Below are 23,841 nucleotides of genomic sequence, written 5' to 3'. Positions count from 1 at the left end.
AGAATCGGAATAAGGCATTCAATAGAGCCGTTTCCTACGGACGGTACGGTGTGTTGCTCCGCCGGATCGGTGCGTCCATCTCATTGAAGAAGCGGGGAAATCCATCGATTTTTTCAGATTTCGAATCCGGACGGACAGTTTCTGACGGTCGGCCGGGCAAACCTGTTTTTTTAGCGCGATCCCGTCTCATCGCCTTCCCAAGACGCAGCGTATAACCGGTGGCGAACGTTCTTCCCGAAAGGAGGAGGCCTGAACGCTCTTCTTCCAAACAGAATTCTCTCTGTCTGACTTACTGTTACAATGTCCCTTTAAAAACTCAATCTGCCTCATCCTTCTCTCTCCGGAGTGAAATTCGGATCGAGGCCATCGACGACCGCCAAGGTTTTTGCACACTTCCTTATTAACCCAAAGATTGATCGAAAAATGGACATTATCCAACGTATTGCCGAAGAATTATCCGTTAAAAACAAACAGGTCGAAGCCGCGGTCGCCTTGCTCGACGAAGGCGCCACCGTTCCCTTTATCGCGCGCTACCGCAAAGAGGTCACCGGCGGCCTGGACGACACTCAATTAAGAACCCTGGCGGAGCGTTTATCCTATCTGCGTGAACTTGACGATCGGCGCGGCACCATTCTGGACAGCATTCGCAGCCAGGACAAACTGACGCCGGAACTGGAGAATGCCATTCTGGCAGCGGACACCAAAACCCTTCTGGAGGATTTGTACCTGCCCTACAAGCCGAAACGCCGGACAAAGGCCCAGATGGCGCGTGAAGCGGGACTTGAGCCGCTGGCGGACGCTCTTTTGAACGATCGCAGCCTGATTCCCGAACTCACCGCGAACGATTATGTCGATGCCGACAAAGGGGTGGCCGACACGGCGGCCGCACTCGAAGGCGCCCGACAAATCCTTATGGAAAGGCTGTCCGAAAATGCCGAATTGTTGGCCGAACTGCGCGAGCGCGTCTGGCAAAATGGTATTCTGCAGGCAACGGTCGTGCCGGGAAAAGAACAGGAAGCGGTCAAATTCAAAGACTATTTCGATTATCGGGAAGCCATCAATAAAATTCCTTCCCATCGAGCCCTGGCGTTGTTCCGGGGCCGCAATGAAGACTTGCTGGCCCTGACGCTCAAGCCCGGCTCAGACGATCAATACGAACATGACCTCTGCGCCAAAATAACCGCAGGCCCTCTCGATATCGCCGACGCCACCCGTCCGGCCGATGCCTGGCTGGCCGAGACGGCAAGACTCGCCTGGAAGATCAAGTTATTCACCCGAATCGATCTGGACCTGAAAATGAAATTGCGCGAGGCGGCCGAAATGGAAGCCATCCGGGTATTTTCGAGCAACTTGCGGGATCTGCTATTGGCCGCTCCGGCCGGCGCCAAGGCCACGATGGGGCTCGATCCCGGCATCCGCACCGGCGTCAAGGTGGCGGTGGTCGACGCCACCGGCAAATTACTGGCCACCGACACCGTTTATCCTCATCCTCCGCGTCAACAATGGGACGAGTCGATCGCGGCCCTGGCCAGATTGATCGCACGGCATCGGGTCGATCTGGTCAGTATCGGCAACGGCACCGGCTCGCGCGAAACCGAACAGTTGGTCAACGATCTGCAAAAGCGGCACGGCGAACTCAAATTCAATAAAATGATGGTGTCCGAGGCCGGCGCCTCGGTCTATTCGGCCTCCGAGCTGGCCGCCAAAGAATTCCCCGACCTGGACGTCTCCCTGCGGGGCGCGGTTTCCATTGCCAGACGTCTACAGGATCCGCTGGCCGAACTGGTCAAAATAGAGCCCAAAGCGATCGGCGTCGGTCAATACCAGCACGACGTCAACCAGGTGCAGTTGGCCCGGGGCCTCGACGCCGTTGTCGAAGACTGCGTGAATGCCGTCGGCGTCGACGTCAATACCGCGTCGGTTCCCCTGTTAAAACAGGTTTCCGGCCTGTCCCAGAGCGTCAGCGAAAACATCGTGGCCTTCCGTAACGAATACGGTCCCTTTAAGAACCGCCTGCAATTGAAAAAAGTGCCCCGGCTCGGCGAAAAAGCGTTCGAGCAGGCCGCCGGTTTTTTACGCATCGTCAACGGCGACAATCCGCTGGATGCTTCCGCGGTGCATCCGGAAGCCTATCCGGTGGTGGAAGCCATTTTGCAGGATACCGGTAAATCGATCCGCGAACTCATCGGCCAAAGCGGCTTTTTACGCGGTTTGAATCCAGCCCGCTACATCCAGGACCATTTCGGACTGCCGACCGTTACCGACATCATCAAGGAACTGGAAAAGCCGGGACGCGACCCCCGGCCCGAATTTACCAGCGTTCAGTTTAAAGCGGGGATAGAAAAAATTTCCGATCTCGAACCCGGAATGACCTTGAACGGCGTCGTTACCAATGTGGCCAATTTCGGTGCATTTGTCGACATCGGCGTGCATCAGGACGGCTTGGTGCATATCTCCCATTTGGCCGACACCTTCGTTAAAGATCCGCGCGACGTCGTCAAAACCGGCGATATCGTGCAGGTAAAAGTTCTGGAAGTCGACATCGAACGCCATCGCATTTCATTATCCATGAAAAAAGACGCCGTCTCCGAAAATCAGAAAACCGGACCGGCTCAACCCAAACCCGTACACAAGCCGAAATCGCCCGCTCCGATACAAGGCACGATGGCCAGCGCCTTTGTCAAGGCACGGACAGGTAAATCAAAATAGCTCTGCTATACTTCGGTTAATAATAAACCCAGCAGCAGGATTAGATATGATTCGCCTCCATCGTTTTTTTGTTCCTTTGTTTCTTGCCGGACTCAGTGCGTCGGTGCATGCTCAGAGCATGCAGCAAAATTACGGCTATTCGCAACCGTCCCGCACCGCGCAGTTACCGAATTTCACCAATACCGTCAATCCGAGCTACGGCAGCGAAGTCGGCGCCAAAGCGTTGAACGCCTTCGCCAATATGCTGACCGGTCCGTTGGAAATTCCCAAAAACATCATCAATACGACCAACCAGGGCAATGTTTTTTACGGAATATTCGGCGGAGGATTCAAAGGCATAGTAAATACCGCAGGGCGATTGGCCGTCGGATTGGCCGATTTGGTCACCTTCCCTCTGCCGACCAAACCCGTTGCCTACCCGCTCTATGTCTGGGACGATTTCGACGTCGACACCACCTACGGAGACGTGTTCCGCCTCCAGGAAAGACAGGAAGTGAAACCGCCGGAAGTACAGGCGCCGCCACCGCCGGTTGCCGTGCCTCAAGTCGCGGCGCCGGCTGCCTATCCACCGCCGCCCAATTCCCAGGATACCAATAAAAAGCTGGACATGATGTTCAAAAAGGAAATGATGAAATAAGGGTATGGTTAAAACCGATGGGGAGCCGCAGCACTCTCCGGCCTCTATTGAATAAACGGCTGCTTGCCAGCGAAATCAGATACAGAATTCGACTTCGATCTTTTTGGCTCTACGTCCTAAATAAGGCCCGCCCGACAAGTTTCCGGCACCGGGCCTTTTTTTATAGCCCTTCTTCCGGTTTTTTCTCCAAGGATTTGGCCAAAAATAACGTAAGCGCTCATTTAACGACGTCTGGCACCACTGAGAGAACGCGGTGAATATTGCGAGCAGAACCTCGCGCTTCGAGATAGGCGACCGGTGTCAGCATGGCTCGGTCTTCTGAATGACCCCTCTGCCTTTCGGCAGATGGAGGTTATAACGTAGAAGAAGAGGATACACGAAAACGTTTCACCACCGCTTCCACCCTAATCTCAGGGTCGAACAGTATTATTTTGGCGGCCCCGAGGTCTTTCGCGTCCAAAGACAAGAACGGGGTCAACAGAACGGGGTCAGGTCTTGCAATCCAACATTTTTTGGTGTGAAGCTCTTGGCTCAGTATGTCTGCAAGCCAATTATTTACCGTGATTCCGTTCATATGCTTTGACGGCCCGACTGACCGTTGCATAATGCACCCCGAATACCTCGGCAATAGCCTTCATTGAATGATCACCTGAAAGATAAGCCAGTGCCATGCCAACATGAAGGGCATGCGCATACTCGAATCGATATTCAGCAAGAGCAAGAACGGGGTCAGGTCTCAAGAACGGGGTCAGGTCTTGCAATCCAACATTTTTTGGTGTGAAGCTCTTGGCTCAGTATGTCTGCAGGCCAATCATTTACCGTGATTCCGTTCATATGCTTTGACGGCCCGACTGACCGTTGCATAATGCACCCCGAATACCTCGGCAATAGCCTTCATTGAATGATCACCTGAAAGATAAGCCAGTGCCATGCCAACATGAAGGGCATGCGCATACTCGAATCGATATTCAGCCAGCGGCTTGGCAACAGGCCGGCGTTGCACACGGGGGATTTCCTGTAGCGCCTCATCCTTTGCCAGCACGGACTGCATGCGGGCGACAAAAGCCTGGTCGCCGAGATAAATCTGGCCCTGCAGTTTGTCCCAGAGGCTGGGCAGGTCAATACCTGCACGCACAAAATCGATATAGCCGGCCCGGGCACGATTGCGCTGCCTGCCGAACTGGCCTAATAGCCAATCAGTCTGTAACCAGTCCGGCGTTGGCAGTGACCCGATCATTGCTGGATAACTGCTCCACGGCCAATCATCTACATCGTTGACCATGCCGGCCCGTACCGGATTGAGCACCACATAGCGCGCCAACTCCAGCAGATAACTGTCTTTTTCCACCATTATTGCCTTGTATCGTCCCTGAAACACATGACCGACTCGTCCATGCATGCGATTGGTCATCTGCGTATAGACGCCGTTCAGTTGCCGCATGCCCTGCGCCAGGTTGCCTTCCGGCGTTTCAATGACGATGTGGTAATGATTGGTCATCAGACAATAGGCATGGCAAATCCAGTTGAAGCGGGAACAAACCTGTCCGAGCAAATCCAGCCAGCCTAACCGATCGTCATCGGAGAAAAAGATGGCCTCGCGCCTGTCGCCGCGTGAGGTGACATGATAAAGGCCACCTGAGAGTTCTATGCGTAAGGGTCTTGCCATAGAAAGAAATTATAGTGAAGAAATGTTGGATTGCAAGACCTGACCCCGTTGATTGCCGGAGGCTTTTTCGACAAATAGCTTTTCACAGCCTGCCGCCTTCAGCGCATCAGTTGCAGGGCGGAATTTTGGTCTTGCTTGAAAACGCAGGCATAACCGACGAGCAAAAAGCCTCCGAAAACTCATTCGCAACATGGGTTATTCAAAGATAAGTTTCGAGACATAGTTATAAGAATTAGAGTTATAACAGAAAGTTAGCGTTTATCAGAAGGTGACTTTGAGGATTAAACATCGATCCTTATCTCTTAAAAACGAGGGGATAAATGGACTGAATAAAAAAGACGACCGGTCTATTTTTTTTGACAATATAGACGACCGGTCGTATATTACACACATGCAAAAGATTACTAAAAAACAAACCAAGCGTGAAAATTTACTCAATCAAGGCGTCTCCTTGCTCATGCTCCAGGGCTTTCATGGAACAGGGCTAAAAGAGATTCTTGATGCCGTACAAATTCCTAAAGGCTCTTTTTACAGCTATTTCAGCAGTAAAGAAGACTTTGCAGCAGCGTCAATCACTCACTACATAGCGACCTACGTGGAACGGTTGCAAAGTTATCTGGAACAATCCGAAGGCAATGCTCTCGGGGCCATGGAGCGTTATGTTCAAGAAACCATGAGAGAACTGGAAGCCATCGAATTCAAGGGGGGCTGTTTATTAGGAAATTTAATGGGCGAGGTCGGTGACACCAGTGGTGTCTGCCGAATGGCCCTGAAGACCGCGTTAGACAGTTATCGTAATGCTTGGGAGCTCGCTTTAAGTTGCGCTCAAAGAGAAGGTTCGATTCGCGCCGACAAACCCGCACGGGAAATGGCAGATCTTTGGATAAATGCCTGGCAAGGGGCGTTGTTGCGCATGAAAATCGAACACTCCACCGAGCCTTTAAAACAGTGCTACGACGAATTATTGGGAGGCTTGTTTAAAGCATGATCTTAAAAACAAGCAGCACCCTACCCTTCGCCATTTCAGGAGGAAATGACTATGTCCAATGACATGATCGACGGGCATTTTTAACGAGGATGCTTTAGCCGCCCAGGAATGATAGAGGATTTCCAAAATGGCTTGGGCTTTCTTGAAGCCTATGGCGTCTCTATTGCCTCAGGCCAAGCGACGGTCAAAAGAAGTGCTGAGAAAGCAGGGATTCGAGCAATCGAATTTCTCAGATAAAACTCGGCATCGACCGGCAACAGCGGAAGTTTAAGCGAGTTAAATAGCGAGTTTGTAACCGCTTGCAAATGAGCATTTTTTAAATTTCGACATTCAAATGAGCCATGACAATAATCCAGAAAACAATCGTAAAGACCCTGTGCAGTCTGTTGCTGCTTACTTCAACGATGGCCCATGCCGAAATATTGGCCATGGTGAACTACGACAGCAAGCCCGGCAGCACTCCGCGCCGGGAAGGCATTGCGATCCTTGATGTAGATCCTGATTCGCCGCAATTCGGAAAAATCTTAACCGATCTGCCTTTACCGCCGGATACGGTTTCCCATCATTTCTTTTACAACAAGGATTTAAGCAAGGCCTATATCACCGCCCTGGGCAATGGTGCCTTGCGCGTGATCGACATGAAGCGTACGCCGTACACCATTAAATTACTGGATGTGCCTGAGTGTGAGGTCGGAGAAGACATGGCGTTCACCGCAGACCAAAAAACCTGGTATCTCACCTGTATGGGATCGAACAATGTGATCGTCGGCGATGCGCAGACGGATAAAGTCAAACAGGTCATTGCTGCCAATGGGCCGGAGACCTTTATTCGGTACCCCCACGGCATTGGGCTGCAAGAAGATATCAATCGGCTAATCGTTACTAGCACCGTGCGTCCGTCGGACCTAAAGGATCCCGGTGAAACCGTCACCGTCATCGAAGCGGCGAGCGGTAAAGTGCTGTCCACGCATAAATTGTCCGACCAACCCAGCCCTTCAGGTTCTGCGCCGGTAGAAGCGGTATTCGTGCCGCATGCGAATCCACCGCTGGCTTATATCATTACCCTGTTCGGAGGCAAATTATGGAAAGCGACATGGCAAGCCAATACTGATACGTTTGATTTTCAGCCCATTTATGATTTTTCGGAAATCAAGCAAGGCGTTCCTTTAGAAATTTATTTTAACCGAGCGCACGATCGGTTATACGTCACCACCGCAAAGCCAGGCGCTTTGAATATTTTCGACATTAGCGGCCAATCCATAGCAAAACCTGTGCTGTTGAAATCAATCCCAACCGCCGCTGGCTCGCATCATGTCGTCTTTTCACCCGATGAGCAATATGCATTCGTACAAAACAATTTTTTAAATTTACCCGAAATGGACGATAGCTCGATTACCGTGATCGATCTTCAGAAAATGGCGAAGAAAACCAGTATCGATACGCTGAAAAAGATGGGTTTAAAGCCTCATGACATTTACATGCTGCCACCATGGCATACGGATGATGCGCATTAAGAAGCCGCCCAAAAATAACGTCCGGAAATTCCTCTACAAAAAAGAAGCTCAATAAGAGAGGGCAGAATGAGCGATCCCGAATGGCCGTTTTTCCGGTTCTAAGCGAGAGATGAATGATTGTCCGAAAATTCCTAATTTTCCGGACAATCATCCAATTCTGAACCGATATCCTTTTTTCCTTTTAGAATCGGTCAGCTTCTCGCCGGCAGCCACTGCCTCTTCCTCGCTCTCAAACCAATCCTTCCGCAAAGTCCCAGGCGAACCTACCCTCCCCACTCCCGGATCAGAGCCCAATCTCCGAATATCCCTGGTACAACGTGAATCTGGCAAAACCGGTGCAAGTTTTGCTTAGGATCGTGGCGTTCCAGGTAAATAGGGTCCATGACTCGCCCCCTCGCCGATTTGTTAATGCAACTGCCGAGTTGTGTCAGGGATTATCGATGACACGGATAGATGCCGCTTTGTTGCCGTTTCCGTTAGCTTGTAATCCGTCACAATTCGATCATCGTTTGGATAGAGCTCCTCTTTTCGCCGCATCAAGGTCGTCAGCATTTGCAATATCGCCATGGATGCGGGTAGTTCCTTTTGTTCGTTGATAATCGCTTCTAAATCCATTTCTAACTCGTCCTTTAACCCCGGCATTTTTTCGAGAAACCCAAGCATCCGTTCGGCACGTTTTTCTTTCGGCTGATTGGCTATATTCCAGGCGGCGATACCCATCATTATCAGTTTTTTATAGTCATCCAGTGATAAATCGTCGAAATCGTAAGGTTCGCAGATATCAATCAGGGCTGCAGATAGTTTAACGCCGCCGTATTTCTCAAGCTGAGCGACCTGTTGTCTTTTTACGCGTTTATTGCGACTGGCTTTGCCCATATCGAATGTCCTTGGAATTTAAAGTTTAAAATTTAAATATCTGCCACTAATTTACTAAGCCGCTCCTGCTCCGCATGGGTGTAAATCCGCGTCGTCGCGATGCTTTCGTGCCCAAGCAACGCCTGATGCCGACCAACTGCGCGTCCTTTTCAAGCAAGCGAGTCGCATAGGTGGGCCTGAGTTTATGCGGCGTAACCTTCTTCTGAGCGCCGGTCTTGTTGATCAGTTTCTACAGATAAGCCCGCGTCGCATACACCCCGCGGACGGCTTGCCGCCAGATTGCTTGGCGAACAGGTATTCGTCGGGCGTCTTGCCGACGGTCGACAATGCCAGCACCTGCCCGAAGGCTTCCGGCAACGGCACCTGCCGCTCTTTGTTGCCCTTCCCGATCACTCGCATCGATTTAGGATGGCTTCCTAATATGCCGCCTGTTCGTCTCATTGCTCGTTTCACCCGTGGCTTTCCATAGTCTGGGTACGCCTTCCGGTCACGATCCTTTTTATGTTGGCTACCGTACCGACATTAGCCGTTGGTAATTCAACAATAAGTATAAATTTTAAGGCGATCGATAGTTTTCGCCAGACGACGGGCGTAAATTCGATACTCAACGTCATGGTCTGAACAGAAGTTCGAATTTGCCCTGTTTTAAACCGGGACCTGTTCAGGCAGTCCGTCCGGCCCATCTTCCGAACCGAGAGGGAACCGTATGTATGTCAATGCCAATGCTCTTCTTTCGCTGTTAGCCGGGATTCTGATTCTGATTCGCCCTGCTTTGCTCAATTACATCATTGCCATTTATCTCATCATTATCGGGGTTTTAGGCATGATCAGGTAATTTTACCGGAAGGTCAAATTCAAAAAATACAGGTCTCCATTACAAACAATTAAAGATCATTCAACCCATTGCACAAAACGGATTCACGTGAATCCCAGGATCAACAAAAGGTGCGCATTATGTTTACAGATAACACGTTTTTGAGAATCGGAATGGCATCAACAGCATTGGCGAGCTTACTGTCGTTTATAACCGGATGCGCCTCGACGCCGCCGCCGAAAGAAACGATCTCGAAGGCCGAAATTTCCATTTCGAACGCAGACCGGGCCGGAGCCGCAGCCTATGAGCCCGAACTCCTGAGCAGCGCTCGTGCCAAACTGAATCAGGCGCATAAACAGGTCGATGAAGACGAGAATAAGGAAGCCGGCCGCCTGGCTGAAGAAGCCCTGGCCGAAGCCATGCTGGCCAACGCCAAAACCGAAGCGGCAAAACAGGCCAAGCAACTGGAGGATATGAGAAAGACGATCGAAGCGTTGAAACAGGAAGCTTCGAGAGAAAACTCAAGCCAATAATCGACTCATCCGGAGGTTTATCATGGAACCACAAATTATATTTCGACCTTTCGTATCGGTCAGGATCTTGCTGATCCTGGGTACGGTATTACTGACGGCTTGCGCCACCCCTCACCACAGAGGGCTTGAGGAAGCGCAAGCGGATTATCGACAGGCGGCAAACGATCCCGAGATCAAAGCGGATGCACCGGCGGATTTGCTTGCCGCACAACAACTGCTGCGGCAAGCCGAAGAGAATTGGAAAGAAGACGAAGATTTCCACGAGACGTCGCATCTTTCCTATCTGACCATGCTCAAACTGGATTTAGCGCGCGCTGAGGCCGATCAGACGGCATCGAAACGAGCCTATGAAGAATTAAGAAATCAGCAAGACCAGATTCGCCTTCAAGCCAGAGAAGCGGAAATCGAGAAACTGAAAGCCAAAAAAGTCCCGGAAGGCATTCTGGTGACCTTGGGCGATGTCCTGTTCGACACGGGCCGAGCCGTGCTCAAACCGGGCAGTCTTCAGAAAATCTATCCACTGGTCGACTATCTGAAAGAGCATCCGGAAACCATGGTGAAAATCGAAGGGCATACCGACAGTCAGGGCTCTGCGGATTATAATGCGCAACTCTCCCGGATGCGGGCCGATGCCGTCATGGAATTTCTGGTCAGCAACGGCATCGCTCCCAATCGGATCAGCGTTCAGGGCATGGGTGAAAATTTCCCGGTCGCCACGAATTCAACTGCATCCGGACGCCAGCAAAACCGTCGGGTCGACGTCACCATTACGGACACCGCCACCGCGACAACGCCGGCCACCATGCCCGCTTCCCCGGCGAGAGACTGCACCATAACCGCAACCTGTTGAGGCAGAGGCTTAAACCATCGGGATGACGGCTGCCGCGGATTTAGACTTCTTCAATAATCGCATTGGGGTTTCCGTGGCGGCGCCGCCTCTCTGAAGATTCCTCAGGAAGGGCATTACAAGCGTTAGAACCTTCCCCATCAAAAACTTCCCGCGACGGCTATCCAAAATCCGAAGAGCGGTCACAATAATAAAATTCGAGAGAACAAAAAAACCCATCCGATTGCCTTAAGCCGGTTCCTTGAACTTATTCAAAGAAGATTTGCCATAGTCACTGAAGCTCTTCCTTTTTTGAGCCATCGACCGGAGGAATTTTATATGCCAGAGCACAATCATTCACGCCGTGCCGTTCTGCGCGGATTGCTGGCCACCGGCTGCGTCCTGTGCCTGCCCCGTTTCGGCCAGGCTCAGTCCCAAGGCGGAATCAGCAAGGCGCAAGCCCAATACCAGAACCAGCCCAAAGGCGACCAGAAATGTGATCTTTGTCTGCATTTTGTCGCGCCCGACACCTGCCATCTTGTCGAAGGAAAAATCAGCCCGGAAGGCTGGTGCATGTTTTGGACCCAAAAAACGGACGGCGGCGTGCATCCTTGAGCGGAGAGCCGCACGGATCAGGAAGCCTTTTTCAGCATGCCCATCCCATTCGGCTTTTTGACGACCTGCAACTGCGCTTTAAAGCGTTTCTGCACGCTTTCGACATGAGAAATCACTCCCACGGTTTTGCCGTGGCTGCGCAGGCTTTCCAGTGTGCTGATGACGGTATACAGGTTTTCGGCGTCGAGAGCGCCAAACCCTTCGTCCAGAAACAGGGAATCGACCGATTTGCCGTTGCTGGCCATCTCCGACAATCCGAGCGCCAGAGCCAGGCTCACGATAAAGCTTTCTCCTCCGGACAATGTCTTCGGCAAACGGCGGACGTTGCCCTGGAACGTATCCTCGACTTCCAGAGCCAGTCCCTGCTCGCTCGGCATTTTCCGAAGATAATAGCGACCGCTGATTTTTTCCAGAACGGCATTCGTTTGCGACAACAAACGTTCGATCATGCGCTCTTGAACGCGGCGCCGGAACTCCATGCCGCTGCCCGAAGTCAATTGATCGGCTTCGGCCTGGCACTGGCGGGTCAATTTTTGTTGTTCTTCCAGCAAATCTGAAATGGCGTTGTATTTTTCCCGATACCGTTGCTGCTCCTTGATGACGGATTCCAGGCGCCGGATTTCGAAACGGGAAATCTCCATCTTTTCGGAGACGCTTTTCAGTTGCGCATTGATTTCGTCGAGATTGAGTTCGGTCATGACCGAAACCTTTTCGGCGGCCAAGTCCATCCCGGTTTTTTCAAGTTCCGCAGTGATCGAGGAAATCGCCAGCGTCAATTGGGTCTTTTCCTGCTCCAATTGAGGCTGCAACGGAAACAATTCCAGAGTTTCCCTTAATCCGTTTACCGTAGCGAAAGGAGTGTCCCGGGTTTTTTCCAGCAACGCTTTTTGCAGGGCGGCGAGTTCGGCTTCCTGAGCGGAAATCCGTTTTTGTTGCTCGGCAATCAAATGCTGTTTTTCGATCAGCGCCAGATGCAGGCCGATGATCTCTTCGTTTTTCAGCAGATCGCGGCTGCGGTCGAGCTTGGCGTGGACCGCGTTCAGTTCATCCCGGGTCGCCGCTTCCCTGGCCTTCAGAAACTCCAGTTCATCGTTCAGTTCCTTGCGGCGCAGAACATGACCATGGTATTCCTGGCGGCGGCTGTTCAAGCGGTCGAAGAACATGTCTTCCTTGCCTTTGCCCGGCATTTTTTCGCCCAGAGCTTTCACCTGCTCCTCGACTTTGACGGCCAGTTCCTTTTCCTGCTGCTGGCATTGGGTCAACTGGGCAGCCAGGGCCTCCAACTCCGCGGACGCCTGTTCTCCCTTTTCGGACTCGAGCCTTTGCAGACCGCCTTGCAGTTGTTCGAGCAAGCCGGTGCTTTGCGTAATCGTAGCCTTTAATTTTTCGATACCGGCCTGTTTGCTTCGGCATTTTGCCGCCAGAAAGGTGATGTCCTTCAAGTCTTTTTCTTCGGCCGCGAGCAATTGCTGCATCAGTTTGACGTTATCGATATTAAGATCCGGCGTCAGGATATTGAGGCGGTTGGACAAGGTGATCCATCGCGCATTGATCTGCTGCGCTTCCAAACGGCTCGCCTGATCCAGCTCCTCGTGTTTTTGAGTGATTTTCAACTGCTGCTCGAGCTTGTCGGCATGAATGCGAAGCGCTCTGAGTTTTGCCTGCTGATCCGCCAAAGCCTGTTGCGAGTCGCCTACGGCGGGTGGCTTCGAAGCATAAGGATGTTGCAGAGAGCCGCATAAAGGACACGGTTTGCCGTCGACCAGAATATGCCGTTCGGCGCTCATTCGCCGCATCAACGCTTCTCGAGCCACCGCGGCATCCAGAACCTGCCGGATGTTTTCCTCGCGTTTAATGGTCTCCCACAGTTGTTCCAGTTCGACGGCAAGTTCGCCCGACTCGTGGCGGCCGGCGTTCCTGCCCTTGAACAGACCGAAAAAACTCGAACCCTGGCCCACCAGTTTTCGATAAGCCAGCGCCAGTTGCGTCAACTCCTTGAAGGACTGAACCCGTTCCTGCTGCTCGACGCGCAGTTCCTCGATTTCCTCGATCGGCTTTTCCTGCGAAAACTCCTTTAACGATTCGATCTCCGAATCCAACTGGAGCTTTAAACGAGCGAGCTTTTCGTTTTCTTTTTCGATCGACGATTTCTGGTTTTTCAATGAAGAAATCGTATGTTTTGACCGTTGCGCGAGCGCTGTATGCCTTGCCGTCAAGTCGGCCAGTTCCGCCCTGAGCCGTTTCAATTGGGCGGTTTCGGGGAAATTGGCCAGCAGCGGCTCATCCGCCGCATGAGCTTCCAGCCAGGCCGCCACTTCCGACAGCGCCGATTGCTTGCCGTTGATCTGATTGGCCAGCGATTCCAGCAGCATCGTTGCCGAATACCGGGCGGAATCGAGTTGGCCGAGCTCGGACCTGGCGTCGCCGATCGCTTGCTGCTGCCCTGCGACCGATTTGTTTTGAAGTCCTGCCGGTGCGGTTCTATCGATGCCGGCACTGGTAAACAACTGTTCCAGTTGCCGAAGCTCGTCCCGGAAGGCGCCCAGTTCCGCCTGACTCTGTTCTATCAGCCCGCTTTGCTGATCGATTGCGGCGATGTCCTCCCGGTAATTCAACGCCTCCCCGGAGGAAGCGATCCTTGTCAGTTTTTCCTGAATGGCCGCCATGCGGCCTTCCATGGTCCGAAGATCGTTTTCCTGGGCGCGCTTCCGGTCTTGTAAGGCGCTTATGTTGTGCAGCAATGCTTGTTGCTGCTTCAGCTTGTTGAATTCGGACTGTAAGTTATCGTATTGTTCGGTGAAATCGTCCAGATCGTGCCCGGACGCTTCCAGTGCTTCGGCGTCCATGAGGGGGATAAGGGATAAGTCCTGCTCCAGCAGTTCCAGCCGGCGCTTCTCCTGGGCCACTTTGTCGACGAGTTCCCTTTTATAATCTTCATAAATGTCGGAACTGACGATTTTTTCCAGAATATCCATCCGTTCGCTGTCGAGAGCATTCAGAAACGCGGCAAAGTCGCCCTGCGCCAACAGCACCGAACGGGTGAAGTTGCGGAAATTCATGCCGGTGAGCTCGGTTATCCTGGCGCAGACCTCCGGCGGCGATTCGGCCAATATTTCTTCGGCGCCGTTCAGATAGGCCAGCCTCATTTCCGGCGGCAGCAACTCGCCCGCCGGATCCTCCGCTTCCCTCTGCACCCGCCAGCTCGAACGGTATTTGTTCTCCCCCAGGGCAAATTCGATCACGGAAAAAGACTCGGCCGTATGCTGGGTCATGACATGCTTTGCCGGCCGGTCGAAACGGAAAGTCTCGCCGTACAAGCCGAGGGTGATCGCATCCAGAATGCTGGTCTTGCCCGATCCGTTGGGACCGGTAATCGCGAACACGCCGGTATCGGTAAACGGAGACTGTTCGAAATTGACGCGATTCTCGCCTTCCAGTGAATTGATGTTTTTGAAATGAATGCTGAGTATCTTCATATCTTGTCGTTAGTATGCAGGCGTCTTTCATGTTCGAGCATTGGGCACATACCTGGGTACACGTTTTTAAAATGCTTACATGATACAGGCTAGGAGCAGCCGAGAAAACACCGGCCAAGAAAAACCGGTACATATTAAGAATCACCATGACTAATTTCTACGGACTGCCACGGTCTGCTTGGAAAATACCGACAATATTTTTATAATAGCGATTCGATACTTTTAAGAATCTTTATCTTTTTACGCTACAGCTTGCTTGTGGACTTCGTGAATCACTTCAAAGAGCCAATCAATGAACAAGACGCCGTATGGAAATAGCCATCAATTTTCTGCGGAAAGAGGCCACAGGGGCTCTCTCGCGGTGCGAACCCGATCTTTTTCAGAATTTTCGGATAATATCCCGAAGAAGCCATGGACCTTCATTTGTTCTTACTCCAGTTGGGTTGTTTCATACTTAATAAAGCCTTTAAAATCAGGCCAGTTTCTTAAGATATCGCTAAAAGTTATTTTGATTCAACAGCTTTTTGTGGCCGCCGAAGCGTCGTCGCTGGCTAACGCATCCGGGTTGTTTGAACTATTCCCCGAACACAATCCTAACCAATGGTCCTTGTTCGAACAAATGGAGTTGAATTGGGGAGGCTGGTTGAACGCCGGCGTCACTTATAACACTAACCAGCCGAATGACCGTTTCAACGGTACGCTAGGATTTTCGGATAGATCCGACGAACTGCAACTAAATCAGTTTTATCATTTTTTGGAACGCCACGCTTCGGGAGAGCCCGAGCGGTGGAGTATAGGCGGAAGGTTGGACTTTATATTCGGCAGCGATGCCTATTACACTCGTTCAATGGGCGATCCGGGCAAGCATTGGGACGCTCATTTAGTGAACCAAGGCATTTACGGTATCGCTTTCCCGCAGGCCTATCTGGAAATTTTTGCTCCGGTTGGCCGAGGACTGCGAGTCAAGGTAGGCGAATTTTATACCTTGATTGGTTATGAGTCGGTAATGGCGCCGGAAAATTTTTTTTATTCACACTCTTATGCCATGCAATTTGGAGAGCCATTTTCTCATACCGGGATATTGGCCAGCTATGCGATAAACGACTCTCTCGGCTTAAAAGTCGGAGCCGTCACAGGTAGCCCCTATGCCGGATGGGACGGCACTTTTGTACATAAATTAGAAAATTGGGGGCTCATAGGCAGCATCAATTGGGCATTTCTCGAGACCGGCACGTCAGTGGATTTTAGCGGTTCCCATGGTTATTTGAGCGATACACCTTCCCAGGACGTCAATTTATTCAGCACTGTTGTAAAACAGAAGATAGACGATCGCTGGCAGCTTACTGTGCAACATGACTACGGCTGGCATGGCAAAAGCCATGAAAATCCCGGCGCAGAATGGTATGGTTTTTTGACTTATTTAACTTACGATCTTTCCAAAGAAACCATTCTAGGTCTTCGCCTGGAATGGTTTCGTGATGACGATGGCATACGGGTCGGGACTCCGGCCCGACATCCGACAGTGCCGAGTCAGGCCGCTAATTATTATGCCGTTTCTCTCGGCGCAAACTGGAAACCCTGGCCCTGGTTGAATCTTAGGCCTAGTATTCGCTATGACCATAGCGACGGCTGGCAAGCTTTCGATAATGGAGCAAAGAGCAGTCAATACATAATATCGTCGGACGTAATCGTAAATTTTTAACTTCTTCGCAGGCTAATCTTATTCTCTTTACTTGCCTCCAATTGCCCCTTGATTTTGAATCGATATCATGGGTATAGTAATATTGAATTTGTGCATCATACGCACCATATTGGTGCACAACTGAAGGACTTGATTGGCAACTGGTATATCGATTTGCCTTAATCAGGCCATTTTCTTGAACGTATAATTTTCAAGTTATTTTGGCATGTCCGGTAATTTGTAACCTGATTTTTTTAAGGAAGGAGTTTCTCATGCCCGGTTTTTTTGTTCGCAAAGCACATCGAAAGCCTATAACGAAAGGTGTGACGGCAATTGCCTTAGCCATTTGCTTTTCTTCTTTCAGCATGGCAACGCCTACAGAGGCAAGGCTATCCGCGGTAGCGGATTGTCACTTCTTGGGTAAGGTCGAAGGATCGTCGGGTTACGGCAAGAACAATCGCTGGCAGTCATTAGCCAAGTCTTCCGCACTTCATCATGCCGAAAAACTCGGGGCTACCCATGTGGTTTGGGAGCGGATGATTCCTAGCGGCGCTTTCAACGGCATTGCCATTGCCCGCGCTTACAGTTGCGGAGCTGATTCAATCGATGGATCACCGGTCTTATAAACCGTACCCAAGTTCATTGTTACAATCTGCCATGATTGACGTCGCAGTTCATCAAATAATATAGCCCGGCAATATGCTCCATTGTATCGGAGTTCTTATTCATTGATGCAGTATATGCGCACCCGCTCGCACATGTTTCAGCATGCTCTTTATCGAACGCGGCCCGAAAATTCTGGAAATCCTGCTTGTGATTTTCGCATAATTTATCATTTTCATTCTGCAAAGCCAGTTTAGGATCGGATGCGCATGCTGTTATTAACAGCAGTAAAGACATAAATATTACAGTTTTCATAATCGTTTCTCTTTTATTTCAGAGTGATCAGGACGATTGAAGCCGTACTTCAGTATTCATTCTGGACGAGAATCCAAGCTGTCCACATAATGGCTTGAAGTGTGACGATAACCTCACACAAGCTTGGCGATATTTAGTATCCCGTCTTAGGTAATATTTCAGCATATTACATGCCAGTTTCCCCTTCCTTTATTAAAACACATAGCCTTTAACTTGACCTTTACGGCGCCCTAAGTTCCCGAAACGGTGCAGGCTATTCATTCGGCGTATTCCTCGGCTTGATAGAAAAGATGGTAATGAGCAATGAAACACCGCAAATGGTTAGGATATTAAGCCTGGATGCTTGAGATATCAGGAATAAAACGCACAACTATGGTGCTTTATGATCCATAATGGTGCATACCGTGAAAAAATTGCCAGAATAGCCATGAAGTTCTCGCTTTGCTCTAATTTCCAACAGTTCGTTGGCGTCTGGGGAGTCCTGGCAGTTACTTTTGCGGCTAACTCGGATGAGGCTGCTCCGGCTGCCGGGCTGATTCCGGCTCTAACGGGCAGGAATGCTTCCAATTGGGCCGAAATTCAGCGTTACGGAGTGAATCTCGGCGGCTGGGCGACTGCCGGTTTCAATTACAACGCCAGCAATCCAAACGACCGTAACAACGGCCCGGTATCAATGACCGACCGGACCGGAGAATTTAATTTATATCAGTTGAATCTATTCCTTGAAAAGGCGCTGGTCAAATCCACGGACTGGGATGTGGGGGGACGCTTCGACTTCATGTTCGGCACGGATTCGCGTTATACCCAGGCCAGCGGACATTGGGACACGAGTTTAATCAGCCAGCGCAACCTGCGCTATTATGATATTGCTCTGCCGCAGGCTTATGTTGAAGTGTTTTCGCCCATTGGCAACGGCTTGAATGGAAAGTTCGGCCACTTTTACAGTATCATCGGCTATGAATCCGTCTCGTCGCCGCCGAATTTCTTTTCCTCTCATTCCTACAGCTTCAAGTCTTCGCCTTTTACTACGACCGGAGCGCTTTTCAGCTATGCGCTCAGCGAGCAATGGAGCATAAATCTCGGCGTGACGACAGGCGCGGACAATTTCGACCGGGATTTGGGCGCCTGGAGTCAGATGAGTAGTTTGACCTGGACGAACGCCGATACCGGCACCACCGTTTCTTTTTCCGTATTGCAGGGCGACGTCTTTAAAAACCGGAGTTCCGAGCTGATGTATTATTCTGCGATTCTCCAGCAAAATCTCGGAAAATGGCGCTATGTGCTGCAGCATGACCTGGGAACCCAGGACCATGCCGTCATGGGAAAGAATGCCGAATGGTATTCTGTCGTCCAGTATCTTACCTACGATCTCGACAATAAATTGAGCGTCGGTTTACGCTGGGAGTGGTTTCGCGATCAAGACGGGTTTCGTTATTCGGCAGGCGAAGCGGGCTATTACGAGACGACGGCGGGTTTGAACTGGAAACCCTGCCGATGGTTGACCGTCCGGCCGGAAATCCGTTATGACTGGGCTGATTCCACAAGCCCCGCCTTCAATATGGGCACGAAAAACAGCCAGTTTCTGGCGGGTACCGATTTCATCATTCAATTTTAACGACTCGCATTCCAGACTCTGTTTGATCCGGAGTCCGGTTAAGCCCTTACGTCCGAGGTTACGGGTTAACACGAGCCAATGCAAGCTTGGGCACAGACGAATCCTTTAAGTCCGTACCGATTTTTCCTCCTTGTTATCGACGAGCACGATCGAGATGATAAAGCTCGCATGTCTTGAATGACAACTCAGCCTCAATAGACGTAAGAGCAGCGACAAAACCTCTTGTTATTTACTGATGTCATTACGAATCAAGAAATGAAAAATTAATAATTGAACAATGTTTAATTTTCCATTATAGTAAATCGCTATATGATTTGTCTTAATTTGCTAAGATGGCGCCGGGAGAAAATCTATGTTGAAAAAAGTGCTAAAAAGGCTTTTGGCCGGAGTATTGACGTTGTTGTTCCGTATGGAAATCAAAGGCTTCGAACACTATCACGAAGCCGGAAAACGGGTCTTGATCGTTGCCAATCACACGTCCTTTCTGGATCCCTTGCTGCTGTGGGTGTTTTTGCCGGACGAGATCACCTTTGCCATCAATACCCACATTTCCCAGCGCTGGTGGTTAAGGCCCTTCCTCGGCTTGTCGCAGGTATTTCCGATGGACCCCAGCCATCCGTTATCACTTAAGGATCTGCTCCACCATTTGCAGCACGATACCAAAACGGTCATCTTTCCCGAAGGCCGCATCACGGTCACCGGCTCCCTGATGAAAATCTACGACGGCACCGGCATGGTCGCCGATCGCTCCGAGGCCGCCATCCTGCCGATACGCATCGACGGCGCTCAATACACGCACGTGTCCAGGCTGCGTAAAATTGTCAGGTTGCGCTGGTTTCCCAAAATCAGGATACAGATCCTGCCGCCGGCCCGGATTGCCGCGCCAGAGCATCTGAAGGGCAAGGAACGCCGAAAATACAGCGGCCATCTTTTGACCGACATCATGATCGACATGATGTTCGTCACTAGCCATTACCGCCGCACCATTTTTTCCGCGCTGCTGGAAGCTCGCCGAATTCATGGCGGCAGCCACCTGGTCATCGAGGACCTGGAGCGCAAACCGCTGTCCTATGACGATGTAATCACTCGAACGATCGCGCTGGGCAACGCTTTTACCGGCATCTCGGAGCGAGAGGAAGCGGTCGGCGTGCTGCTGCCCAATTCGACCAATACCCTGAGTGTGATTCTGGGGCTTCAACTGCACGGCCGCATCCCGGCCATGCTGAACTTTTCCACCGGTTCCGCGGCCATGCTGTCCGCCTGCAACACCGCCCGGGTCAAAACCGTATTGACCTCGCGCCGTTTCATCGAAAAAGGCAAACTGATCGAAGAAGCCGAGCAATTGTCCCGGAAAGTCACTCTGGTCTATCTGGAAGATCTGGCCGGCCGAATCGGCAAACGAGACAAGTTTAAGGCCTGGCTGCAAGGCAGGACCGCCGACTTTTGGTACAAGGACCGTCAGTTTCATCCGGACAGCCCGGCGGTGGTCCTGTTCACTTCGGGTTCCGAGGGCACGCCGAAAGGCGTAGTGCTGTCCCATTCGAACATCCTGGCCAACCTGAAACAACTGGCAGCCTGCATCAGTTTCAACCCGCAGGACATCGTACTCAATTTTCTGCCGATGTTCCATTCCTTCGGCTTCACCGTAGGCTCGATGCTGCCGGTTTTGAGCGGGATGAAAGTGTTCTTTTATCCGACGCCGCTCCATTACAGCATCATTCCCGAAATCGCTTACGAAATCAAGGCGACGATCATGTTCGGCACCAACACCTTTCTCGCCGCCTACGGCAAGAAAGCCAATCCCTACGATTTTTTCAATATGCGCTATGTCGTGGCCGGCGCCGAAAAACTTCAGTCGACGACGCGTGATCTCTGGGCCGAAAAATTCGGCATCCGCATTCTCGAAGGCTACGGCGCCACCGAAACGACGCCGATCGCCTCGGTCAATACGCCGATGTTCTATAAGGAAGGCACGGTGGGCCGCTTCATGCCGCACATGCAGTACCAACTGGAGCCCGTGCCCGGCCTGAGCGACGCCGGCAAACTGCACGTTTACGGGCCCAACATCATGCTGGGCTATTTGCTGGCCGACCACCCCGGAAAACTCGTGCCGCCGGAATCGATTTACGGCAAAGGCTGGTACGACACCGGAGACGTCGTGCACGTCGACGCGGAAGGCTTCATCAGCATTCGCGGCCGCAGCAAACGCTTTGCGAAAGTCAGCGGCGAAATGGTGTCGTTGACCGCAGTAGAGCAACTGGCCATTCAAGCCTGGCCTGAAGCGCATCATGCCGCCGTCAGCCTGCCCGATCCGAGAAAGGGCGAGCAGGTCATTTTGTTGACCACCGAAAAACAGGCCAGCGTTCAGGCCTTGGCCAAAGCCTCCGAAGGCGTGGCGACCATTTTACTGCCGAAAAAAATCCTTGTCGTCGACGCCATCCCGGTGCTTGCGACCGGAAAAACCAATTATCCGGCCGTCACCGAGCTGGCCGCCCGGCAAATCGACGGCGATCCGCACGATGACGACGATGAGGAGTAGAATCGAAAACTCCGGTATCGAGCCGACCCTAAGAACAACAGCAAACCGATTGAACGATCATTTTCAGCTCCGGGAAAAACCAGCATGGCGACCATCTACGATCTCAAGCCCGCTTTCCAGAATCGGCTTAGGCCCTTGACCCGCAAGCTCGCGGACGGCGGATTCACCGCGAACCAGGTCACGCTGGCCGCGCTGGCCTTGTCGCTGGCCACGGGAACGCTATTGGCTGCGATGGGCCGCACCCGGCCGGAAATGTATCTGATGCTGCCGGCCGTGCTCTTGATCCGCATGGCCCTGAACGCCATCGACGGCATGCTGGCCCGAGAACATGGGATGCAAAGCCCTCTCGGTGCCGTGCTCAATGAACTGTCCGATGTGGTCTCGGATGCCGCACTGTATTTGCCGTTTGCGCTGCTTCCGGGCGTGTCGCCGACATGGGTCGTGCTCGCGTCCGTCGGCGCGTTGCTGACCGAAATGGCCGGCGTCGTCGCGGTCCAGATAGGCGCATCCCGCCGCTACGACGGACCGATGGGCAAGAGCGACCGGGCCTTTGTCTTCGGCGCGGCGGGGCTCGCCATCGGCGCCGGCGTCGTGCCGGGAACATGGCTGAACGGATTGTTCGGGTTGGTCCTGGCGCTCACCTTGCTGACCGTCGTCAACCGCTCGCGCCGCGCCTTGCAGGAAGCTGCAGAATGAGCTGGCATGGCTTGCCTTTCAGCGTACAAATCGCCTTCCTTGCGATCGGCGCCCTGCTCTTGATCGCCAGCCTCGCTTCGATCGCACTGGTCAGGACGAGGCCCGAGCACGATTACACCGAACTCAGACAACGCGTCCGGACCTGGTGGCTGATCGCCGGCGGGTTCGCCGCGGCAGTTCTTTTCAACCGCACCGTGTCGGTGGCCGTGCTGGGTTTCGTCAGTTTTCTGGCGTTCAAGGAATATCTTTCGCTGATACCGACACGGCGCGCCGATCACCGCGTCCTGTTCTGGGCCTATCTGGCCATCCCGTTTCAGTATTACTGGGTCTGGACCGGCTGGTACGGCCTGTTCATCATCTTCATTCCGGTCTACGTCTTTCTTCTGCTGCCGATGCGCATGATTCTGATCGGCGAAACCCAGGGCTTCCTGCGCGCGATCGGCACGCTTCACTGGGGTCTGATGATTACCGTGTTCAGCCTGAGCCATATGGCGTACATGCTGGTATTGCCCGCCGCAGCCAATCCGGCGGGCGGCCGCATGGGTCTGCTCATTTTCCTGGTCGTGCTGACCGAACTGAACGACGTTGCCCAGTATCTCTGGGGTAAAACCTTCGGCCGCCGAAAGATTTCGCCCAAGGTCAGCCCGAATAAAACGGTCGCCGGCTTCGTGGGCGGCGTCGCGACCACGGTGCTGCTGGCGGTTCTGTTTGCGCCTTATCTGACGCCGCTTTCATTCGCCGCTTCGCTGGCGGCGGGCACCCTGATCGGCCTCGGCGGTTTTGTTGGGGACGTCACTATTTCTGCGCTGAAAAGGGACCTCGGCGTCAAGGACAGCGGCAGTCTGCTTCCGGGACACGGCGGCATTCTGGACCGGCTCGACAGTCTGACCTACACGGCGCCCTTGTTCTTTCATTTCGTCCATTATCTCTACTATTAACCGCCGATGCTGCGCCTTTTGTTTTACGCGTTCGTCGTCAGGCCACTGGTCTTAATCATCCTGGGCCTGCACGTGCGGGACCGCTCTTACCTGCCGACATCCGGACCGGCGGTCGTCGTTGCCAATCATAACAGCCATCTCGACGCGCTGGCGCTGATGTCGCTGTTTCCCTTGAGGATCATTCCCAGAGTGCACCCGGTGGCCGCTTCGGATTATTTTCTCAGGAATAAATGGTTGAAATGGTTTGCATTGAACGTGGTCGGCATCGTTCCGATCGAGCGCAAGCCCGTTCACGATAGCCGAAAAGCACTGGCGCCGCTGACCGAAGCCCTGGATCGGGGAGCCATCCTGATTCTGTTTCCCGAAGGTACCCGAGGCCAGCCCGAAAAAATGGGCAAGCTGAAGAACGGCCTCGGCCATTTGCTCAGCGAACGCCCGGCCGTTCCGGTGGTGCCGGTTTTCTTTTACGGCCTGGGCAAAAGCCTGCCGAAAGGCGAATGCATTCTGGTTCCTTTTTTCATCGACGCTTTCGTCGGCACGCCCGTGCATTGGGAAGGCAGCCGTCAGGCGTTCATGCAAACACTGACCGAGCGCATGGCCGAATTGCAGGCGAAGGCTTCGGCGGCAGCAAGGCTACTCGATGAGTAAAGCGATTGCTCCATTATCGCCTAAACTTGAGAACCGACGAAGCGTTTACGAATGGCTTTAAGGGACGGAAAACCGGCGGAATTTTCGCGGCTGCCGTGCCGCATTCAGCCGATGAACAGCTCCGAGATTCGCATATCCTCTATCCTACCGGC

At 52.3% G+C, this 23,841-nt stretch carries 20 protein-coding genes and 1 pseudogene; 15 read left to right on the top strand and 6 right to left on the bottom strand.

Translation table 11 applies throughout. From position 1 onward, the window contains the following. Positions 1 to 423: 423 nt before the first annotated feature. Positions 424 to 2,709, top strand: a complete 2,286-nt coding sequence (locus A3OW_RS0102330) for a Tex family protein (protein ID WP_020561824.1) — start codon at positions 424 to 426, stop codon at positions 2,707 to 2,709. A gap of 46 nt (positions 2,710 to 2,755) precedes the next feature. After that, positions 2,756 to 3,346, top strand: a complete 591-nt coding sequence (locus tag A3OW_RS0102325; protein ID WP_020561823.1) for an exosortase system-associated protein, TIGR04073 family — start codon at positions 2,756 to 2,758, stop codon at positions 3,344 to 3,346. 551 nt (positions 3,347 to 3,897) lie between these two features. On the opposite strand, the gene A3OW_RS27575 is transcribed toward A3OW_RS0102325, so the two are convergent. Both A3OW_RS27575 and A3OW_RS0102315 read right to left on the bottom strand, forming a co-directional pair. Beyond that, positions 3,898 to 4,017, bottom strand: coding sequence for a helix-turn-helix domain-containing protein (locus tag A3OW_RS27575; RefSeq protein ID WP_157385971.1), 120 nt, complete (start codon positions 4,015 to 4,017; stop codon positions 3,898 to 3,900). A 140-nt stretch (positions 4,018 to 4,157) separates the two neighbouring features. Next, positions 4,158 to 5,012 carry an REP-associated tyrosine transposase gene (locus A3OW_RS0102315; RefSeq protein ID WP_026223272.1) on the bottom strand — a complete coding sequence of 285 codons (855 nt, stop codon included), beginning with the start codon at positions 5,010 to 5,012 and terminating at the stop codon, positions 4,158 to 4,160. A gap of 391 nt (positions 5,013 to 5,403) precedes the next feature. Here A3OW_RS0102315 and A3OW_RS0102310 point away from each other — a divergent pair, with 391 nt between their 5' ends. Continuing rightward, positions 5,404 to 6,000 (top strand): TetR/AcrR family transcriptional regulator, encoded by a 597-nt coding sequence (locus A3OW_RS0102310; RefSeq protein WP_026223271.1) that lies wholly within the window; start codon positions 5,404 to 5,406, stop codon positions 5,998 to 6,000. A 347-nt stretch (positions 6,001 to 6,347) separates the two neighbouring features. After that, positions 6,348 to 7,514 (top strand): YncE family protein, encoded by a 1,167-nt coding sequence (locus A3OW_RS0102300; protein ID WP_026223270.1) that lies wholly within the window; start codon positions 6,348 to 6,350, stop codon positions 7,512 to 7,514. A 147-nt stretch (positions 7,515 to 7,661) separates the two neighbouring features. On the opposite strand, the pseudogene A3OW_RS26815 reads toward A3OW_RS0102300, so the two are convergent. From A3OW_RS26815 to A3OW_RS27570, 3 genes and pseudogenes are all read right to left on the bottom strand, one after another. Next, a pseudogene (locus A3OW_RS26815) lies at positions 7,662 to 7,897 on the bottom strand (WGR domain-containing protein). Positions 7,898 to 7,919: 22 nt separating this feature from the next. Continuing rightward, positions 7,920 to 8,390, bottom strand: a complete 471-nt coding sequence (locus tag A3OW_RS0102295; RefSeq protein ID WP_020561817.1) for a hypothetical protein — start codon at positions 8,388 to 8,390, stop codon at positions 7,920 to 7,922. 222 nt (positions 8,391 to 8,612) lie between these two features. Continuing rightward, the gene (locus A3OW_RS27570) at positions 8,613 to 8,831 is read right to left on the bottom strand and encodes a site-specific integrase (RefSeq protein ID WP_157385771.1); all 219 of its coding nucleotides are present in this window, start codon (positions 8,829 to 8,831) and stop codon (positions 8,613 to 8,615) included. A gap of 265 nt (positions 8,832 to 9,096) precedes the next feature. Here A3OW_RS27570 and A3OW_RS26810 point away from each other — a divergent pair, with 265 nt between their 5' ends. The 4 genes from A3OW_RS26810 to A3OW_RS0102265 all read left to right on the top strand — a co-directional run bounded on the left by A3OW_RS26810 (position 9,097) and on the right by A3OW_RS0102265 (position 11,178). Further along, positions 9,097 to 9,225 (top strand): DUF3096 domain-containing protein, encoded by a 129-nt coding sequence (locus A3OW_RS26810; RefSeq protein WP_020561816.1) that lies wholly within the window; start codon positions 9,097 to 9,099, stop codon positions 9,223 to 9,225. Between the two features lie 152 nt (positions 9,226 to 9,377). Beyond that, complete coding sequence (locus A3OW_RS0102280) at positions 9,378 to 9,737, top strand: DUF4398 domain-containing protein (RefSeq protein WP_051091844.1); 360 nt, start codon at positions 9,378 to 9,380, stop codon at positions 9,735 to 9,737. Between the two features lie 22 nt (positions 9,738 to 9,759). Beyond that, a complete protein-coding gene (locus A3OW_RS0102275) occupies positions 9,760 to 10,587 on the top strand; it encodes an OmpA family protein (protein WP_020561814.1) in 828 nt (275 codons plus the stop codon). A 315-nt stretch (positions 10,588 to 10,902) separates the two neighbouring features. Beyond that, complete coding sequence (locus tag A3OW_RS0102265; protein ID WP_020561812.1) at positions 10,903 to 11,178, top strand: hypothetical protein; 276 nt, start codon at positions 10,903 to 10,905, stop codon at positions 11,176 to 11,178. Between the two features lie 17 nt (positions 11,179 to 11,195). Here A3OW_RS0102265 and A3OW_RS0102260 read toward each other — a convergent pair whose 3' ends face one another. After that, positions 11,196 to 14,654, bottom strand: a complete 3,459-nt coding sequence (locus tag A3OW_RS0102260; protein WP_020561811.1) for an AAA family ATPase — start codon at positions 14,652 to 14,654, stop codon at positions 11,196 to 11,198. A 292-nt stretch (positions 14,655 to 14,946) separates the two neighbouring features. Here A3OW_RS0102260 and A3OW_RS0102255 point away from each other — a divergent pair, with 292 nt between their 5' ends. From A3OW_RS0102255 to A3OW_RS0102220, 7 genes are all read left to right on the top strand, one after another. Then, complete coding sequence (locus tag A3OW_RS0102255) at positions 14,947 to 16,356, top strand: porin (protein WP_083918118.1); 1,410 nt, start codon at positions 14,947 to 14,949, stop codon at positions 16,354 to 16,356. A gap of 251 nt (positions 16,357 to 16,607) precedes the next feature. Continuing rightward, positions 16,608 to 16,961, top strand: coding sequence for a hypothetical protein (locus A3OW_RS26805; RefSeq protein ID WP_020561809.1), 354 nt, complete (start codon positions 16,608 to 16,610; stop codon positions 16,959 to 16,961). Positions 16,962 to 17,680: 719 nt separating this feature from the next. Then, the gene (locus A3OW_RS0102240; RefSeq protein WP_020561807.1) at positions 17,681 to 18,868 is read left to right on the top strand and encodes a porin; all 1,188 of its coding nucleotides are present in this window, start codon (positions 17,681 to 17,683) and stop codon (positions 18,866 to 18,868) included. Between the two features lie 352 nt (positions 18,869 to 19,220). Then, positions 19,221 to 21,407: an AMP-binding protein gene (locus tag A3OW_RS0102235; RefSeq protein WP_020561806.1), complete on the top strand. Its 2,187-nt coding sequence runs from the start codon at positions 19,221 to 19,223 to the stop codon at positions 21,405 to 21,407. A gap of 84 nt (positions 21,408 to 21,491) precedes the next feature. Next, positions 21,492 to 22,103, top strand: coding sequence for a CDP-alcohol phosphatidyltransferase family protein (locus A3OW_RS0102230; protein WP_020561805.1), 612 nt, complete (start codon positions 21,492 to 21,494; stop codon positions 22,101 to 22,103). Continuing rightward, positions 22,100 to 23,041 (top strand): phosphatidate cytidylyltransferase, encoded by a 942-nt coding sequence (locus A3OW_RS0102225; protein ID WP_020561804.1) that lies wholly within the window; start codon positions 22,100 to 22,102, stop codon positions 23,039 to 23,041. The genes A3OW_RS0102230 and A3OW_RS0102225 overlap by 4 nt, the downstream gene beginning before the upstream one ends. Before the next feature lie 6 nt (positions 23,042 to 23,047). Next, on the top strand, positions 23,048 to 23,689 hold the full coding sequence (locus A3OW_RS0102220; protein ID WP_020561803.1) for a lysophospholipid acyltransferase family protein: 642 nt from the start codon (positions 23,048 to 23,050) through the stop codon (positions 23,687 to 23,689). Positions 23,690 to 23,841: the final 152 nt, after the last annotated feature.

The sequence above is a fragment of the Methylosarcina fibrata AML-C10 genome (assembly GCF_000372865.1).
GTDB lineage: Bacteria > Pseudomonadota > Gammaproteobacteria > Methylococcales > Methylomonadaceae > Methylosarcina > Methylosarcina fibrata.
Note: the sequence above shows the minus strand (reverse complement) of the source record. Positions and strands in the feature narration are given on the sequence as shown.

What these genes read in the sequence shown, in the direction of transcription:
- A3OW_RS0102330 (WP_020561824.1), top strand. Translation starts at nt 424, where the DNA reads ATGGACATTATCCAACGTATTGCCGAAGAATTATCCGTTAAAAACAAA.
- A3OW_RS0102325 (WP_020561823.1), top strand. Translation starts at nt 2,756, where the DNA reads ATGATTCGCCTCCATCGTTTTTTTGTTCCTTTGTTTCTTGCCGGACTC.
- A3OW_RS27575 (WP_157385971.1), bottom strand. Translation starts at nt 4,017, where the DNA reads ATGGCACTGGCTTATCTTTCAGGTGATCATTCAATGAAGGCTATTGCC.
- A3OW_RS0102315 (WP_026223272.1), bottom strand. Translation starts at nt 5,012, where the DNA reads ATGGCAAGACCCTTACGCATAGAACTCTCAGGTGGCCTTTATCATGTC.
- A3OW_RS0102310 (WP_026223271.1), top strand. Translation starts at nt 5,404, where the DNA reads ATGCAAAAGATTACTAAAAAACAAACCAAGCGTGAAAATTTACTCAAT.
- A3OW_RS0102295 (WP_020561817.1), bottom strand. Translation starts at nt 8,390, where the DNA reads ATGGGCAAAGCCAGTCGCAATAAACGCGTAAAAAGACAACAGGTCGCT.
- A3OW_RS27570 (WP_157385771.1), bottom strand. Translation starts at nt 8,831, where the DNA reads ATGAGACGAACAGGCGGCATATTAGGAAGCCATCCTAAATCGATGCGA.
- A3OW_RS26810 (WP_020561816.1), top strand. Translation starts at nt 9,097, where the DNA reads ATGTATGTCAATGCCAATGCTCTTCTTTCGCTGTTAGCCGGGATTCTG.
- A3OW_RS0102280 (WP_051091844.1), top strand. Translation starts at nt 9,378, where the DNA reads ATGGCATCAACAGCATTGGCGAGCTTACTGTCGTTTATAACCGGATGC.
- A3OW_RS0102275 (WP_020561814.1), top strand. Translation starts at nt 9,760, where the DNA reads ATGGAACCACAAATTATATTTCGACCTTTCGTATCGGTCAGGATCTTG.
- A3OW_RS0102265 (WP_020561812.1), top strand. Translation starts at nt 10,903, where the DNA reads ATGCCAGAGCACAATCATTCACGCCGTGCCGTTCTGCGCGGATTGCTG.
- A3OW_RS0102260 (WP_020561811.1), bottom strand. Translation starts at nt 14,654, where the DNA reads ATGAAGATACTCAGCATTCATTTCAAAAACATCAATTCACTGGAAGGC.
- A3OW_RS0102255 (WP_083918118.1), top strand. Translation starts at nt 14,947, where the DNA reads ATGAACAAGACGCCGTATGGAAATAGCCATCAATTTTCTGCGGAAAGA.
- A3OW_RS26805 (WP_020561809.1), top strand. Translation starts at nt 16,608, where the DNA reads ATGCCCGGTTTTTTTGTTCGCAAAGCACATCGAAAGCCTATAACGAAA.
- A3OW_RS0102240 (WP_020561807.1), top strand. Translation starts at nt 17,681, where the DNA reads ATGAAGTTCTCGCTTTGCTCTAATTTCCAACAGTTCGTTGGCGTCTGG.
- A3OW_RS0102235 (WP_020561806.1), top strand. Translation starts at nt 19,221, where the DNA reads ATGTTGAAAAAAGTGCTAAAAAGGCTTTTGGCCGGAGTATTGACGTTG.
- A3OW_RS0102230 (WP_020561805.1), top strand. Translation starts at nt 21,492, where the DNA reads ATGGCGACCATCTACGATCTCAAGCCCGCTTTCCAGAATCGGCTTAGG.
- A3OW_RS0102225 (WP_020561804.1), top strand. Translation starts at nt 22,100, where the DNA reads ATGAGCTGGCATGGCTTGCCTTTCAGCGTACAAATCGCCTTCCTTGCG.
- A3OW_RS0102220 (WP_020561803.1), top strand. Translation starts at nt 23,048, where the DNA reads ATGCTGCGCCTTTTGTTTTACGCGTTCGTCGTCAGGCCACTGGTCTTA.